Origin of the sequence: Alteromonas lipotrueae (assembly GCF_019249215.1) — a bacterium.
GTDB lineage: Bacteria > Pseudomonadota > Gammaproteobacteria > Enterobacterales > Alteromonadaceae > Alteromonas > Alteromonas lipotrueae.
In genome coordinates this window covers 1-14,436 of sequence record NZ_JAESDI010000001.1, presented here as the reverse complement: position 1 = coordinate 14,436, position 14,436 = coordinate 1, and the positions used below count along the sequence as shown (strand labels likewise).

Annotated in this window: 16 protein-coding genes and 2 tRNA genes; 16 read left to right on the top strand and 2 right to left on the bottom strand. The window is 44.4% G+C overall.

Annotated features, from left to right (window positions below; translation table 11 throughout):
- The first annotated feature begins 1 nt into the window (after position 1).
- Together JKP82_RS00090 and JKP82_RS00085 are read left to right on the top strand one after the other, a co-directional pair.
- Positions 2-586, top strand: coding sequence for a hypothetical protein (locus tag JKP82_RS00090; RefSeq protein WP_159529729.1), 585 nt, complete (start codon positions 2-4; stop codon positions 584-586).
- A gap of 2 nt (positions 587-588) precedes the next feature.
- On the top strand, positions 589-1,929 hold the full coding sequence (locus JKP82_RS00085; RefSeq protein WP_159529731.1) for a sigma 54-interacting transcriptional regulator: 1,341 nt from the start codon (positions 589-591) through the stop codon (positions 1,927-1,929).
- A 122-nt stretch (positions 1,930-2,051) separates the two neighbouring features.
- Here JKP82_RS00085 and JKP82_RS00080 read toward each other — a convergent pair whose 3' ends face one another.
- Both JKP82_RS00080 and JKP82_RS00075 read right to left on the bottom strand, forming a co-directional pair.
- On the bottom strand, positions 2,052-2,540 hold the full coding sequence (locus JKP82_RS00080; protein ID WP_159529733.1) for a GAF domain-containing protein: 489 nt from the start codon (positions 2,538-2,540) through the stop codon (positions 2,052-2,054).
- Between the two features lie 175 nt (positions 2,541-2,715).
- Positions 2,716-3,663, bottom strand: a complete 948-nt coding sequence (locus tag JKP82_RS00075; protein WP_232370593.1) for a DUF72 domain-containing protein — start codon at positions 3,661-3,663, stop codon at positions 2,716-2,718.
- Between the two features lie 162 nt (positions 3,664-3,825).
- Between JKP82_RS00075 and aspS the strand changes: the two genes are divergently transcribed.
- The 14 genes from aspS to JKP82_RS00005 all read left to right on the top strand — a co-directional run bounded on the left by aspS (position 3,826) and on the right by JKP82_RS00005 (position 14,435).
- A complete protein-coding gene (aspS, locus tag JKP82_RS00070; RefSeq protein ID WP_218395382.1) occupies positions 3,826-5,586 on the top strand; it encodes an aspartate--tRNA ligase in 1,761 nt (586 codons plus the stop codon).
- A 3-nt stretch (positions 5,587-5,589) separates the two neighbouring features.
- The gene (nudB, locus tag JKP82_RS00065; protein WP_013784877.1) at positions 5,590-6,030 is read left to right on the top strand and encodes a dihydroneopterin triphosphate diphosphatase; all 441 of its coding nucleotides are present in this window, start codon (positions 5,590-5,592) and stop codon (positions 6,028-6,030) included.
- On the top strand, positions 6,030-6,548 hold the full coding sequence (ruvC, locus tag JKP82_RS00060; protein WP_159529737.1) for a crossover junction endodeoxyribonuclease RuvC: 519 nt from the start codon (positions 6,030-6,032) through the stop codon (positions 6,546-6,548). The genes nudB and ruvC overlap by 1 nt, the downstream gene beginning before the upstream one ends.
- A 124-nt stretch (positions 6,549-6,672) precedes the next feature.
- Positions 6,673-7,293, top strand: a complete 621-nt coding sequence (gene ruvA, locus JKP82_RS00055) for a Holliday junction branch migration protein RuvA (protein WP_218395380.1) — start codon at positions 6,673-6,675, stop codon at positions 7,291-7,293.
- Between the two features lie 81 nt (positions 7,294-7,374).
- On the top strand, positions 7,375-8,379 hold the full coding sequence (gene ruvB / locus JKP82_RS00050; protein ID WP_057792964.1) for a Holliday junction branch migration DNA helicase RuvB: 1,005 nt from the start codon (positions 7,375-7,377) through the stop codon (positions 8,377-8,379).
- Positions 8,380-8,826: 447 nt separating this feature from the next.
- Positions 8,827-9,225 carry a tol-pal system-associated acyl-CoA thioesterase gene (gene ybgC / locus JKP82_RS00045; RefSeq protein WP_159529741.1) on the top strand — a complete coding sequence of 133 codons (399 nt, stop codon included), beginning with the start codon at positions 8,827-8,829 and terminating at the stop codon, positions 9,223-9,225.
- Entirely contained in the window at positions 9,215-9,907 is a 693-nt protein-coding gene (tolQ, locus tag JKP82_RS00040) for a protein TolQ (RefSeq protein WP_159529743.1), read from the top strand. Before ybgC ends, tolQ begins: the two co-directional genes overlap by 11 nt.
- Before the next feature lie 48 nt (positions 9,908-9,955).
- A complete protein-coding gene (gene tolR / locus JKP82_RS00035) occupies positions 9,956-10,381 on the top strand; it encodes a protein TolR (RefSeq protein ID WP_057792958.1) in 426 nt (141 codons plus the stop codon).
- A gap of 8 nt (positions 10,382-10,389) precedes the next feature.
- Positions 10,390-11,169 (top strand): cell envelope integrity protein TolA, encoded by a 780-nt coding sequence (tolA, locus tag JKP82_RS00030; RefSeq protein WP_218395378.1) that lies wholly within the window; start codon positions 10,390-10,392, stop codon positions 11,167-11,169.
- 4 nt (positions 11,170-11,173) lie between these two features.
- The gene (tolB, locus tag JKP82_RS00025) at positions 11,174-12,529 is read left to right on the top strand and encodes a Tol-Pal system beta propeller repeat protein TolB (protein ID WP_159529747.1); all 1,356 of its coding nucleotides are present in this window, start codon (positions 11,174-11,176) and stop codon (positions 12,527-12,529) included.
- A gap of 40 nt (positions 12,530-12,569) precedes the next feature.
- Positions 12,570-13,136, top strand: a complete 567-nt coding sequence (gene pal, locus JKP82_RS00020; RefSeq protein ID WP_159529749.1) for a peptidoglycan-associated lipoprotein Pal — start codon at positions 12,570-12,572, stop codon at positions 13,134-13,136.
- Positions 13,136-13,924, top strand: a complete 789-nt coding sequence (gene ybgF, locus JKP82_RS00015) for a tol-pal system protein YbgF (protein WP_159529751.1) — start codon at positions 13,136-13,138, stop codon at positions 13,922-13,924. Before pal ends, ybgF begins: the two co-directional genes overlap by 1 nt.
- A 335-nt stretch (positions 13,925-14,259) precedes the next feature.
- Positions 14,260-14,335: transfer RNA gene (locus JKP82_RS00010), tRNA-Lys, on the top strand.
- Between the two features lie 24 nt (positions 14,336-14,359).
- A tRNA-Lys gene (locus JKP82_RS00005) sits at positions 14,360-14,435 on the top strand.
- The last annotated feature ends 1 nt before the right edge of the window (position 14,436 follow it).

The following is a 14,436-nucleotide window of genomic DNA, read 5'->3' as shown; positions in this document are numbered from 1 at the left end:
AATGAGAATAAGTTGTATGATACTGGCCCTGACGATGATGTCGGGTTGCAGTGTGTTGTCTAAGCAGCCAATCGAACAGAAAATTGATGTTCCACTACCCCAGATCATTGAAGTGGCTGTAGACGACGATATTTGCCTGTTCACTTCAGAACCAGAAAATTTTGATTACAATTGCAACATGACTTACTGGTTGGAAGTTTGGCTTGAAGCTGATGCCACGCCTTGGATAGAGCGTAAAGCGCAGTTGACAGCGCTTGGTCAATCGAAAAAAGACAAAATTCACGCTTACCTTTTATCCTTATCCAGTGACACCCCGTATCAAGATAGGCTACGAGCCCAACTCTCTATAGATGATTTAATGCCTGAATTTACCGACGCCGCCGCGTTGGTCATTCAAGTTGTGGTAAGTAACCCAAACAAACAGTTAATGGAACTTGAGTCTGCGTTGAGTGTATTAAGCAAAGAAAATACCCTTCGAGGTCAAGAATTACAAAAGCTGTATGCTGAGCTTAAAGCTCAGCAGAAAAAACTAGAAGAACTCCTCCAAATTGAAGCAACACTTATGGATAAAAACAGGAACAACTAACAATGAGTGAAAGTAGTAAGAACAAACCCCATTTATTGTTGGTTGATGATGATAAAAGTTTACTTCGTCTTTTGACCATTCGGTTAGAAGGTGAGGGTTATCAAGTTACTGCCGTTGAAGATGGTAATGCGGCGTTAAGAAAACTTCAAAATGATGCTTTTGACGTAGTCCTCAGTGATTTGCGTATGCCTGGCCTTGACGGGTTAAGTTTATTTGAAGAAATCATGGGCATTCGAAAAGATATTCCCGTTATTTTGATGACCGCTCACGGAACCATTTCTGATGCGGTTGCGGCCACCCAACGAGGTGTTTTTGGCTTTCTTCCAAAGCCAGTCGATCATGATGAACTGCGTACCTTATTACAAAAAGCATTAAGTCAGTCACAAGCAGCCCAGCCCGGTGAGTGGGCGAAAAGTATCGTTACCCGCTCTCAAGATATGCTTAATGTACTTGATCAAGCGTACCGAATTGCACAGCGAGAAGTTAGCGTACTCATTAGCGGAGCAAGTGGAACAGGTAAAGAGTTACTAGCGAATGCAATGCATCAGGCAAGCGATCGACGTAACAAGCCATTTGTTGCTATTAACTGTGGCGCACTGCCAGAAAACTTACTTGAATCAGAGTTATTCGGGCATGCAAAAGGTGCTTTCACTGGAGCGGTAGCCGCTCACCCAGGTTTATTTCGAGAAGCCGATGGCGGTACTCTATTTTTAGATGAGATTGGCGATATGCCAATGACACTACAAGTTAAACTATTACGTGCGTTACAAGAGCGTCAAATCAGGCCTGTAGGCAGCAGCAAGCATGTAGATATTGATGTTCGTATCATTTCGGCTACTCACAAAGATTTGCTCAAAGAAATGGAAGAGGGCACTTTCAGGGAAGACTTATATTACCGCTTAAATGTGGTGAACTTAAAGCTTCCGTCGTTGAAAGCGCGTAGCGAAGATATTCCATTACTTGCTCGTTCATTGTTACAGCAAAGTGCTCAGCGTCATGGCGTGAATGTTAGTCAGTTTTCAGACGATGCTATGCAGCTGTTAGTGAAATCATCTTGGCCAGGAAACGTGCGTCAATTAGTGAATGTGGTAGAGCAATGTGTTGCCTTAACACAAACCCCGGTAGTGCCTCTGCATCTTGTAGAACAAGCGCTATCAGCTACCAAACAAAGTTGGCCAACGCTGACCGAAGCCCGTGATGCCTTCGAGCAACAGTATTTGAACAAGCTTTTGAAAATGACGGATGGAAACGTAACCCGCGCGGCTGAGTTAGCCGGTCGTAACCGAACCGATATGCATAAGTTAATGAAGAAGCATGACTTAGATGCGGGAGACTTTCGTTAGTACGACCCCTACTGGAAGTATCTTTGAAGCGTAAAGCGTAAAGCGTAAAAGCTGCCACCTAATGTGGCAGCTTTTTTCTTTTAGATTAGTGGGCTTTAATAGCCTTGTTAGCGATTGTTAATCTACCATTGATTCTCATTAATGATGGTTTCCGCTTTCTTGGCCATCTCTTTTAACATAAGAATTTCTTCAGCAGAGAACTCTCTCGGTTCATCATGAATAACACATAATGTACCAAGCTCGTACCCATCGTTAGAACGAAGAATAGCGCCAGCATAAGAGCGAATGTAAGGCTCACCTTTAACCAAGGGGCCGCCTGCAAAACGGCTGTCTTTTGTTGCGTCGGTTACAATTAAATATTCTTCTTCCGCTATTGCGTAAGTGCAAAATGAAATATTGCGCGGTGTTTCTGACACATCTAAACACTGGCGAGACTTAAACCATTGTCTGTCTTCGGCAATTAAGCTCACCAAGCAAATTTTGCATTTAAAATATTCTTGGGTTGCTTTGGTAACGGCATCTAGCTGTGCGTCGGGTTTGGTGTCTAGAATGTTTAAATTTTCTAGGGCTTTTAATCGCAAGGTTTCGCGATCAAGCGTTGGTAATTCCATTAATTATTTCACTTAAATAAAAAGTTACTATTGAGACTGTCTCAATAGCTTTCAGTTTATAGGAAGGTAAGCATAAGCACTAGTTAATATTCTTAATGTATGGTGCATGGCTTTGCTATTTAAAATAGTTAAAACAGCAGCACTTTTAGCGAAATTTATGCGCAGCAAATGCACGCTAAAACAAGGCGTTTTGGCTCGGCTGTTGTTTAATGGCAAGGTTAGGAATTGCCGCATCACCATGCTTTTGGTTGTACAAATCAATAAACTGCTGCGCCAACCACGGGGCGTCTTTGTTATCGGGTCGATGACAAAAGAAATACGGGCTTTTTCCTTCTAGCCGCCATTGATGAATTTTATTCACCCAAGGCGTTAAGCACGCAATATTATCTTCGTCCGTATCATTTCCTACAAAACGAACGACAGGGTTATTCGCGGTGGCAATCACATTCACCGGGACTCTAGGTTTTTTATGTCGTACCTCACTTAATAGCGCACTGTTGCTAGCCCTTGTATTAGCCCCTGTATCTAGCCTTGAAACAGGGCCGGTAAACAAGGCGCGGGTGTCCATAATAATGCGGTTGGCGTTGTGCTCAATTAATAATTGGTTTAACTGTTTCTCTTCATCACCTTTTTTAAAAAAAGCCAAATTCCTAACCTCAACGGCCACCTTAATATGGCGTGGTAAATGACTTAAAAACGAAGCCAGTCGCTCGAGTTTTTCAGGGCCAAAGCTTGCAGGAAGTTGCAACAGCATCACACCGAGTTTGTGCTCAAGTTGCGCAAGAATTTGTAATTGTTCGTTCACTTCATCTTCGCAATGCAATAATTGGTGAACATGCGTGATTTGCTGGTTAAATTTAAAGGTAAACGAAAAGTCGCTACCTACAGATTGTTCCCAGCGTGCTACCGCATCTGAATGGGGGAGAGAATAAAAGGTTGTATTTCCCTCAACCGTATTACACTCATTAGCGTAATGAACCAGTTGATTGTCACTTTTTGGGTAATTAGCAAACCAGGTTTTTGGCCAATGACTATGCTGCCACTGCGGCAGGCCAATAAATACCTCGGGTAGCGCCGAAGAAGTTGATAATTTAGTTACTGCAGGATTGTTTGTATTTGTCATTGGGCTTTAGTGCGCATTTGTTTATACTATGCGACCTTAATTTAACACATAGTGCATGATGGCAAGGGGCGCGATCGCCTCATTGTAGAGTAATGGCAAGCAGGTTCAAGGGTTTGCCAACCATCGTGTAACGCAAGATAAGAATATCAGGGGTCAACGACCATGCGCACAGATTACTGTGGGAACATCGATTCATCATACATTGGGCAAGAAATCACCCTATGTGGTTGGGTAAACAAACGCCGTGATTTAGGTGGCGTTATCTTCATCGACTTACGAGACCGCGAAGGTATCGTTCAAGTGGTATTCGACCCTGATTTACCAGAGGTATTAAGCGTAGCGAATAAACTTCGCGGTGAATTCTGCGTGAAGCTTACCGGCAAAGTACGTGCTCGTCCTGAAGGTCAAATGAATAAAGATATGCGTACCGGCGAAATTGAAATTTTGGGCACAGGCCTAGAAATCATCAATCGCTCTGATGCGCTGCCACTTGATTGGAACCAAGAGAACTCTGAAGAGCAGCGTTTACGCTACCGTTACCTTGATTTACGTCGCCCTGTTATGAGCCAGCGCTTGCAGTTCCGCGCTAAGGTAACTGGTGCAGTACGTCGTTTCTTAGAAGGCGAAGGCTTTCTAGATATTGAAACCCCTATTTTGACCAAAGCGACACCTGAAGGTGCTCGTGATTATTTAGTACCTAGTCGTACGCATAAAGGCGAGTTCTTTGCACTGCCGCAATCGCCACAACTGTTTAAGCAATTGCTGATGATGTCTGGCATGGACAGATACTATCAAATCGTAAAATGCTTCCGTGACGAAGATTTGCGTGCCGACCGCCAACCAGAATTTACTCAAATCGATATCGAAACTACGTTTTTAGATGCCGATGGCGTAATGGCGATCACTGAAAGCATGATCCGCGATTTGTTCAGCACTATGTTGAACGTAGATTTAGGTGACTTCCCACGCATGACCTACGCCGAAGCAATGAAGCGTTTTGGTAGCGATAAGCCTGATTTACGTAATCCACTAGAGCTTACCGATATTGCTGACTTACTTGAAACTGTTGAGTTTAAAGTATTCAGTGGCCCAGCTAACGATCCTAAAGGTCGTGTTGCTGCTATTCGCGTACCTGGCGGTGCCAGCATGTCTCGTAAGCAAATTGACGAGTACACCAAGTTTGTGGGCATTTACGGCGCGAAAGGCTTAGCCTGGATGAAAGTGAACGAAATGGCATCAGGCCAAGAAGGTTTACAATCACCTATTCTTAAATTCTTAAGCGAAGATATTACCGACGGTATTTTGCAGCGCACTGGCGCTCAAGCTGGCGATATCTTGTTATTCGGTGCCGACACTAACACGGTAGTTACCGAAGCTATGGGCGCACTTCGCCTTAAGCTAGGTGAAGACTTTGAACTCTTAGAAGGTGAGTGGAAGCCGTTGTGGGTTGTCGACTTCCCTATGTTTGAAGAATTCGATGGACAGCTTCATGCTATACACCATCCGTTTACTGCACCTCGCGGCTTAACTGCAGAAGAGCTTAAAGCCAACCCGGTTGGCGCATTGTCTGATGCCTACGATATGGTATTAAATGGTTGCGAGCTTGGTGGTGGTTCGGTACGTATTCACAACGAAGAAATGCAATCTGCCGTGTTTGAGATTTTGGGTATTGAAGAAGAAGAAGCGAAGAATAAATTTGGCTTCTTACTTGATGCTTTACGCTTTGGTGCGCCGCCTCACGCAGGTCTAGCGTTCGGTTTAGATCGCCTTGTTATGCTTATGACAGGTGCTAGCTCTATTCGTGATGTAATGGCATTCCCTAAAACCACGACAGCGGCTTGCCCATTAACATCTGCGCCAAGTCCAGCGAATCCACAGCAGTTGGAAGAGTTGGCGATTGCAACGGTAAAAAAGCCGTCGTAAACGATGGCTTATAAAAAGCCCGAGTCGGTCCTTGTGGTGTTGTACGATCAGCACCATAAGGTACTTTTGCTACAGCGCAATGACGACCCTGAATTTTGGCAGTCGGTTACCGGCGCAATGGAAGATGGCGAGCTCCCTATTGAAACCGCATACCGAGAAGTAGCGGAAGAAACAGGGATTGACGCCAAACAACTGTCTATAGAAATGTTTAACCACAATAGACAAAACCAATACGAAATTCGCAGCCGCTGGTTGCATCGATATCCCCCCGGAACACGGTTTAACACCGAACACGTTTTTTCTCTTCAAGTAGACAGTACCTTGCCGTTGGTGCTTACTGAACATTTGCAGTATGAGTGGGTAGATAAAGCACAAGCATTAGCGCGACTTTGGTCGCCTTCAAACAAAGAGGCGGTATCAATGTTTGTACCAAACGTACCTTAATGGTTATACTGGGTATAGATCCAGGTTCTAGGGTTACAGGCTACGGCGTTATTGAGCGTAAGCAGGGTAAACTTGTGTATGTGGCGAGCGGTTGTATTCGCGTTGGAACGGCAGACTTACCGTCCAGGCTTGCCAATATTTATACCGGCATTAGCGATATTATTCGCCAGTACAACCCTGCACAATTTGCTATCGAGCAAGTGTTTATGGCAAAAAATCCCGACTCTGCTTTAAAGTTAGGGCAAGCCCGCGGTGCCGCTATTGTGGCAGCCACTCAAGGTGATTTGCCAGTAGCAGAATATTCGGCTAGGCAAATTAAACAAGCAGTAGTAGGTAAGGGTAGTGCAGATAAAACCCAAGTGCAGCACATGGTGAAGCATTTGTTGAGTTTAAGTGGTACACCTCAAGCTGATGCAGCTGATGCTCTTGCGGTAGCGCTATGTCATGCTCATACCGAGCAAAGCCTGATTAATATGGCAGGGCAAGCACGCAAAACCGTGCGAGGCCGTTTGCGTTAATTGCTTTGTTTGCTCTAGCGTTGTTAAAAACTCGCATAGCGGTAACCACTTTTTTGTAACTAATAGAACCTTCCTATTCGTTTTATTTCCCTACATTGGGAAAATACCATGTAAGAGAGCAGTCATGATTGGACGTATTCGCGGTACATTGGCCGAAAAGCAGCCCCCAGAAATATTGGTAGATGCAAATGGGGTAGGTTATGAAATTCACATGCCAATGACCAGCTTCTATCAATTACCAGCCGTAGGTGAGGAAGTGGTGGTTTATACCCATTTCGTCGTGCGAGAAGACGCGCAATTGCTGTTCGGTTTTGCCGATAAAATGGAGCGAGGATTATTCCGAGAGCTAATTAAAGCGAATGGGGTGGGCCCTAAATTAGGCTTAACCATATTATCGGGTATGTCCGCAGGCCAATTTTTATCAGCGGTTCAAAATGCAGACGTTTCTGCGCTAGTGAGCTTGCCGGGCATTGGTAAGAAAACGGCTGAAAGGTTAGTGGTTGAGTTAAAAGATAGGTTAGCGAAGTTTGGCAAAGTACAAAGTATTGCCATTCCACCGCCCAGTGGGGATTTACTTAACACCAATACGCTAGTAGAAGTAAACGACACGAGAGAAGATGCCCAGAGCGCGCTAGTGGCACTAGGCTATAAGCCTACGCAGGCCAGTAAACTTATCGACAGTGTTTATAAAGAAGGCATGGAAAGCGAATCGCTAATTCGTGAAGCGTTAAAAGCCGCTATTTAAACCTTTTTAAACAGAAGCCAAGACTAAAACAAGCTAGCGCGATAGGCCTACGTAGCCGATTTACATTAAAGCAGAGCCCTAATGATAGAAGCTGACAGATTAATTACGCCCGACGCGAGTACCGAAGATGAAGTTATCGACCGTGCTATTCGCCCTAAAATGCTTGATGATTACACAGGCCAGCCTCACGTGTGTGAGCAGATGGAAATCTTCATTCAGGCAGCTAGAAAGCGTGACGATGCCCTTGATCACTTATTAATATTTGGTCCGCCAGGGTTAGGTAAAACCACCCTAGCAAATATTGTGGCGAACGAGATGGATGTCAGCATTAAAACCACCTCTGGTCCCGTACTTGAAAAAGCAGGTGACCTAGCGGCATTGCTGACTAACCTTGAACGCAACGATGTGCTTTTTATTGATGAAATTCATCGATTAAGCCCTGTAGTGGAAGAAATTCTGTATCCCGCCATGGAAGATTACCAGCTGGATATTATGATAGGCGAGGGGCCAGCAGCCCGCTCTATCAAACTTGACTTACCACCTTTCACCTTAGTGGGAGCTACAACGCGGGCAGGTTCGCTTACATCGCCATTGCGAGACCGATTCGGCATAGTTCAACGACTCGAGTTTTATTCGGTTAAAGATCTCACCACCATTGTGGCTCGTAGTGCGAGTTACTTGAATTTGGATATGAGCCCAGAAGGCGCACAGGAAATTGCACGTCGCTCTAGAGGTACACCGCGTATTGCCAACAGGCTATTACGACGGGTTCGAGATTACGCAGAAATTAAATCTGATGGTACGGTAGGCGTTGAAACCGCAGCAAAGGCATTGGATATGCTTGATGTAGATAAAGAAGGTTTCGATTACATGGATCGGAAATTGCTTTGTGCCATTATAGAGAAATTTGATGGCGGCCCAGTAGGGCTAGATAATTTAGCTGCGGCGATTGGTGAAGAGAAAGAGACTATTGAAGATGTTATTGAACCCTTTCTAATTCAGCAAGGTTTCTTACAGCGTACCCCGCGTGGGCGTATAGTCTCGCAACGCGCCTATCTTCACTTCGGTTTTACACCTTCTGTTTAGCGGCTTACCCTTTGTGTATTTGTATGAGCAAGCCCTATGTTTGCTCATGCTTAGTTTCTGTTATTTAGTACACCCTTTCACTTTTCTTCAGATAAAAAAAAGCCCGCTCAATGAACGGGCCAAAACAACAAGTGTTAAAGGAAATAAATCCAGGGAACTCATATCTAACAGGAGAAAAACTCTTGCATAACCGTGTGATACACCATTACGCTCTGTAGAACTGATGCTGCGTATTATAGGCTTAGTTTGAATTCTTACAATTGAGTAAAATTGTTTTTTAGCCTTAGAAAAACTAATGTGTTGCAGTGGTGTTAATGGTTTATCATTTTATCATTAAATTCTTCTGAAAATGGGGTGTGTAGGGTGAATATTATCGTTTTTGTAAGTCTGTAATACGATAAATAACCAAGGTTAACGATTAATTTTATTGACGGTGAAAGAATATTTATGCATTTACACCAAGTAAGAGTGTATTACGAAGATACTGATGCGGGGGGCATTGTATATTATGCCAACTACCTCAAGTTTATGGAGAGGGCAAGAACCGAGTGGCTTAGAGCCCTTGGCTTCGAACAAGATAGATTAATGGAACAATCAGTGGCTTTTGTCGTCAAACGCGTTGAAATGCATAACTATGCGCCTGCTCGGTTTAATGACCTGTTGAGTATTGAAACGCAGGTTGTAGAATTGAAAGGAGCGAGTATGACGTTTCAACAAACCATTAGAAATAAACAAGATGTAACTTTAGTATCTGCCGATATTCAAGTTGCTTGTGTCAGTCTGGAGACGATGAAGCCCAGACGACTACCACGTACATTGTTAGGGGAAATAACGCGTGTCATCTGATCTTACTTTTATCGGCCTATTTTTGCAGGCCAGCTTTATTGTTCAACTTGTTATGTTGCTTTTATTAGGCGTTTCAGTTGCGTCTTGGACATTTATCTTTCAGCGTAGTAAGGCGCTTTCAAGTGCACGAGAAGAGATGCGTCAGTTTGAAGACAAGTTTTGGTCGGGTGCTGATTTAAATCGACTCTATCAAGAGCTATCTGCTCGCCCTAACTTATCGGGTATTGGCACTATCTTTTGTGCTGGCTTTAAAGAGTTCGTCCGCTTGCGCAAATCGAATTCAGGCACCAATGCTATTGTTGATGGTACTTACCGCTCAATGCGGGTAACTATGTCTCGCCAAGTGGAAGAATTAGAAAGTCGTCTTCCGTTTCTAGCAACGGCCGGTTCTATTAGTCCGTATATAGGCCTATTTGGTACGGTGTGGGGGATCATGAACGCCTTTATCGCTTTAGGTGAAGTACAGCAAGCCACCCTTGCCATGGTAGCGCCAGGTATTGCGGAAGCCCTTATTGCAACGGCTATCGGCTTATTTGCGGCTATTCCTGCGGTTATTGCGTATAACCGTTTCAGTCACCAAGTTGAGAAATTGGAAAACAGCTACGGTAACTTTATGGAAGAGTTTTCTGCCATTCTTCACCGTCAGGCAGTATCTGGTCAAGCTCAGCAGCCGCAAGCGTAAATGCGAACATTGATGCGAGCTTAACTCACTGGTGAGAGAGGAATTATTATGTATGTAAGAAAGCGCCGTAGGCCGGTTTCTGAAATTAATGTAGTACCTTACATCGATGTGATGTTGGTACTACTGATTATCTTTATGGTAACGGCTCCGCTTATTTCGCAAGGGGTTAAAGTTGATTTACCTAAAGCAAGTGCGAACCCAATTGAGCAAGAAGATAATCCACCTATTATTGCGTCAGTAGACGTTAAAGGCCGCTACTTTCTTAACGTGGGAGACGACCAAGAGTCGCCACTGGCACAAGAAGACTTAGCAGCCTTGGTACAAGCTCAGCTACAAAAAGATCCTAATACTCCCGTGGTAGTAAAAGGAGATGGGCAAGTTGCTTATAATGAGGTCATTCAACTTATGGTGTTATTGCAAGGCGCGGGTGTGCCTTCTGTAGGTTTAATGACAGACCCCGTTGAGCCAGAGTAGGTTTATTGATGACTGCAAGTTCTGTTGGCATTTATAAATCTATCGCACTGCACCTTGTTGTGGCTGCAGTGTTGCTAATTAGCGTCAGCTTTTCACCTTCTCCCTTGCCTACAATGGCCACTAATGCGCCGGTTATTGAAGCTACCTTCATTGATGCTCAAGCCATCGCTGATACCAAGAGAGAACAAGCGCAGGCACAAGCGCAGGCAAGAGAGGCAGAAGCGCAAAGAAAGAAGAAAGAAGCGCAAGCTGCTGCAGCTAAGCGTAAGAGGGCGGCAGAGGCTAAGCAAGCTAGAGAGAAGAAGCAAGCTGAAGAAGCCGAGTTCAAACGTCAAAAAGAGTTAGAACAGTTGGCTGCGCAAAAGGAGCAACAGCGCAAAGAACGTGAAGCTAAAGCGAAAGCCGATGCAGAGCGTAAGAAAAAAGAAGCTGCTGAAAATGCTGAGATGGAGAGAATTATGCAAGAGCAACTTGCGCAAGAGCAAGCGGCTCAGCAACAACGAAGACGTGCACAAGTTCTGACTGAAGTAGAGCGCTATACCGCATTAATTCAGCAAACGATAAAACGTAACTTGTACGACGATGACAGCTTTAAAGGTAAGGTATGTAGATTGAATATCAAATTGGCTACCACAGGTTATGTGACTAGCATACGTATCTTAGGCGGGCATGACGCCTTGTGCAGAGCAGCAGAAAGTGCCGTACGCCGTGCAGAAGAACTGCCGGTATCGGATGCGGCCGACGTCTATGAGCAATTAAAAGATATTAACTTAAAAGTGGAACTGTAGTGCAATGAAAAAAACAGGTTTATGGATAGCCGCCATCGCGATGGTATTTAGTGCCAAGGTATTCGCGACGTTAGAGATTGTGATCACCGAAGGTATAAACAGTGCTCGACCTATTGGTGTAGTGCCGTTTAAGTGGAAAGGTGCTGGCACATTGCCTAGCGATATTTCTGAAGTCATTATGGCTGACCTGATGCGTAGCGGTAAATTTAGCCCCGTTGCGACAAGTAAAATGCCCCAAATGCCTGAAACCGCTGATGAGGTTAACTACTCTGCGTGGGCGTCTCTTGGGGTTGATACGGTTTTGGTCGGAAGTATTGAACCTGAAGGTACCGATAGATATTTAGTCTCTTACCAACTGGTTGATGTACTAAAAGGGCAGTTAGACGGTGGCCAGTCTCAGGTATTGAAAAACGGTGAGTTAGTCGTAAGTAACGAACACGTTATAGCGGCGCGCCAATCTATTATTAGCCCTAGAGACTTTAGGCAATACGCACACCGCATTAGTGATGTAGTGTATGAGAAATTGACAGGTGTACGCGGTGCATTCTTAACCCGTATAGCTTATGTTATTGTACGTGACAGAGATACGTACGAGAAACCATATCAGCTAGTGATTTCAGACTATGATGGCGAGAACGAGACGCGCCTGTTGTCGTCACCTGAACCATTGATGTCTCCGGTTTGGTCACCAGACGGTGAAAAGTTAGCTTATGTAAGCTTTGAAAACCGTAGACCTCAAATATTCATACAGGATATATATACTAGCAAACGTACAACGGTTACTGATTTCCCTGGAATTAACGGAAGCCCAGCGTTTTCACCAGATGGCAAGCAACTTGCAATGGTTTTGTCGAAAGATGGGAACCCAGAGATCTATGTTATGGATCTTGCGACGAAAAATTTAACCAGAGTAACGCGCAACCGTGCCATCGATACAGAGCCTTCATGGCTACCTGACGGTAGTGGTTTAATTTTTAGCTCTGAACGGGGTGGTAAACCCCAGATATATAGCGTAAATTTAAATTCTAGAAAGGTAAGACGCGTTACTTTTGTAGGCGAACAGAACTTGGGTGCTACATTAACGCCCGACGGTAAGCAAATGGTAGTGGTTAATCAAACCAATGGAAACTACCATATTGCTAAGCAGGCATTAGACGGCGGCTCTCCTCAGGTACTGACAAGAACCTTTTTGGATGAGTCACCCAGTGTAGCGCCTAACGGTAGTATGATTATTTATAGTACCCTTCATGAAGGGACACAAGTACTTTCACTTGTTTCACTTGATGGACGCTTTAAAGCCAGATTACCGGCAGCCGATGGGCAAGTGAAATCGCCAAGTTGGTCACCATTTTTGTTCTAACAATTGAAATATCAAACAATAACATTTAAGGATTAGTAGGATGCAAATGAATAAATTAATGAAGAGCTTCATTATCGCCTTGCCAGTGGTGACCATGATGGCCTGTTCGTCTGGCCCTAGCGAAGAAGAGCTAGCTGCTGAGCGTAACCGTCTTGCACAAGAACAAGCACAAGCAGAGCAAGATGCTCGTCAAGCTGAAGCACAACGCGTAGAAGCAGAAGCTGCTCAACGCATGAAGCGTTCAGAAGAAATGGTTCAGCAAGAAATGGAAGCGTTGAAAAACGAACAAACGGTTTACTTCGATTTCGACCGCGCTAGCATCAAGCCTGAATTTCAACGTTTACTTGATAAACACGCAGCGTTCTTGGTGAAAAACCCTAACATGAAGGTGACCATCGAAGGTCATACTGATAGCCGTGGTACACCAGAGTACAACATTGCACTAGGTGAGCGTCGTGCCCAGTCTGTTGAAACTTACCTAATGAACGCGGGTGTAAGCAGCAGCCAAATTACGGTTGTTTCATACGGTGAAGAGAAGTCTGCGGTAATGGGTTCAACTGAATATGCATTCGCGCAAAATCGCCGCGGAGTGGTTGTTTACCGATAATGGCTTTTACAGCAATTAACACTATTAAAGCAGGCGTTACCTTGTGTGCCGCCTTTGCTATTTCAAGTTCTGCCTTCGCACAGGCGCCAGTGGTAGATGCCAATGGCGGCAGCAATCTAGAACAGCGTATTGCTGTTTTAGAGCGTATTGTTAAAAGCAGAACTGAAATGCAGCATCGCTTACAAACCCAATTGGACAACATGCAAAGCGAAGTTGACCAATTGCGAGGGTCTGTCGAAGTTAACACCAACGAGCTGGAAAAGGTGCTTGAACGTCAGCGTGAATTGTACCTTGAGATAGATAAGCGTGTTGAGGCACTTAAACAAGGCGGTTTAGCTAACGCTGGTGGCGCTGGCGCCCCGTTAGGTAATTCTGCAGGGGTTACCCCCTCCACAGGCTCATCATCCCCACAAGAGGGGGAGGACGAAGCGTACGACAGTGCTGTTAATCTTATCCTGAAATCTCGTGAGTACGATAAAGCAATTCCTGCTTTTCAGTCATTCATACAGCGGTTTCCGAATAGCGAGTATGCACCGAATGCGCACTACTGGCTCGGTCAGCTGTTGTTTAATAAACAGCAATGGAATGACGCTATTGAGCAATTTAATATCGTATCAAACCGCTTCTCTGATTCAGTGAAGCGTCCAGATGCATTATTAAAGTTAGGTGTCATTGCCGAACGCACGGGCGACAATAGTGGGGCACGAAATTTCTTTCAGCAAGTTATAAGCGAATACCCTAATTCTTCCGCAAAGCGGTTAGCGGAATCTAGATTAAATAATCTATAATGAAAAACCTCTCCTAATGAGAGGTTTTTTTTCGCCCCTTTGAAATTTTATACCTCTGTTGTACTGAACCATCAACAATACTTATGAGTATATTTTTCAAGGAAAATCCAAAAAACACGCATTTTTTTAGACTTAACTCGGTGGCATTTTGTCGGTTTAAAAAAGTTTTGTACTGGTTTTGTGGTAGGAATTATGCGCGATTTGTGTTGATTTTGAGCGGTTGAAAGCTTTTTACTACAAAAATCAAAATAAAAATGCCTTTTGGGTTGCGTCAGAAAAAAATCTGAGTATTATATGCCGCCGTTGCCAAGACACAGGCAACATCAGGAAAGATTGGGTCGTTAGCTCAGCTGGTAGAGCAGTTGACTTTTAATCAATTGGTCGCTGGTTCGAATCCAGCACGACCCACCAATTCTTCTCCTGGCTCCAAATGACGGGTCGTTAGCTCAGCTGGTAGAGCAGTTGACTTTTAATCAATTGGTCGCTGGTTCGAATCCAGCACGACCCACCAT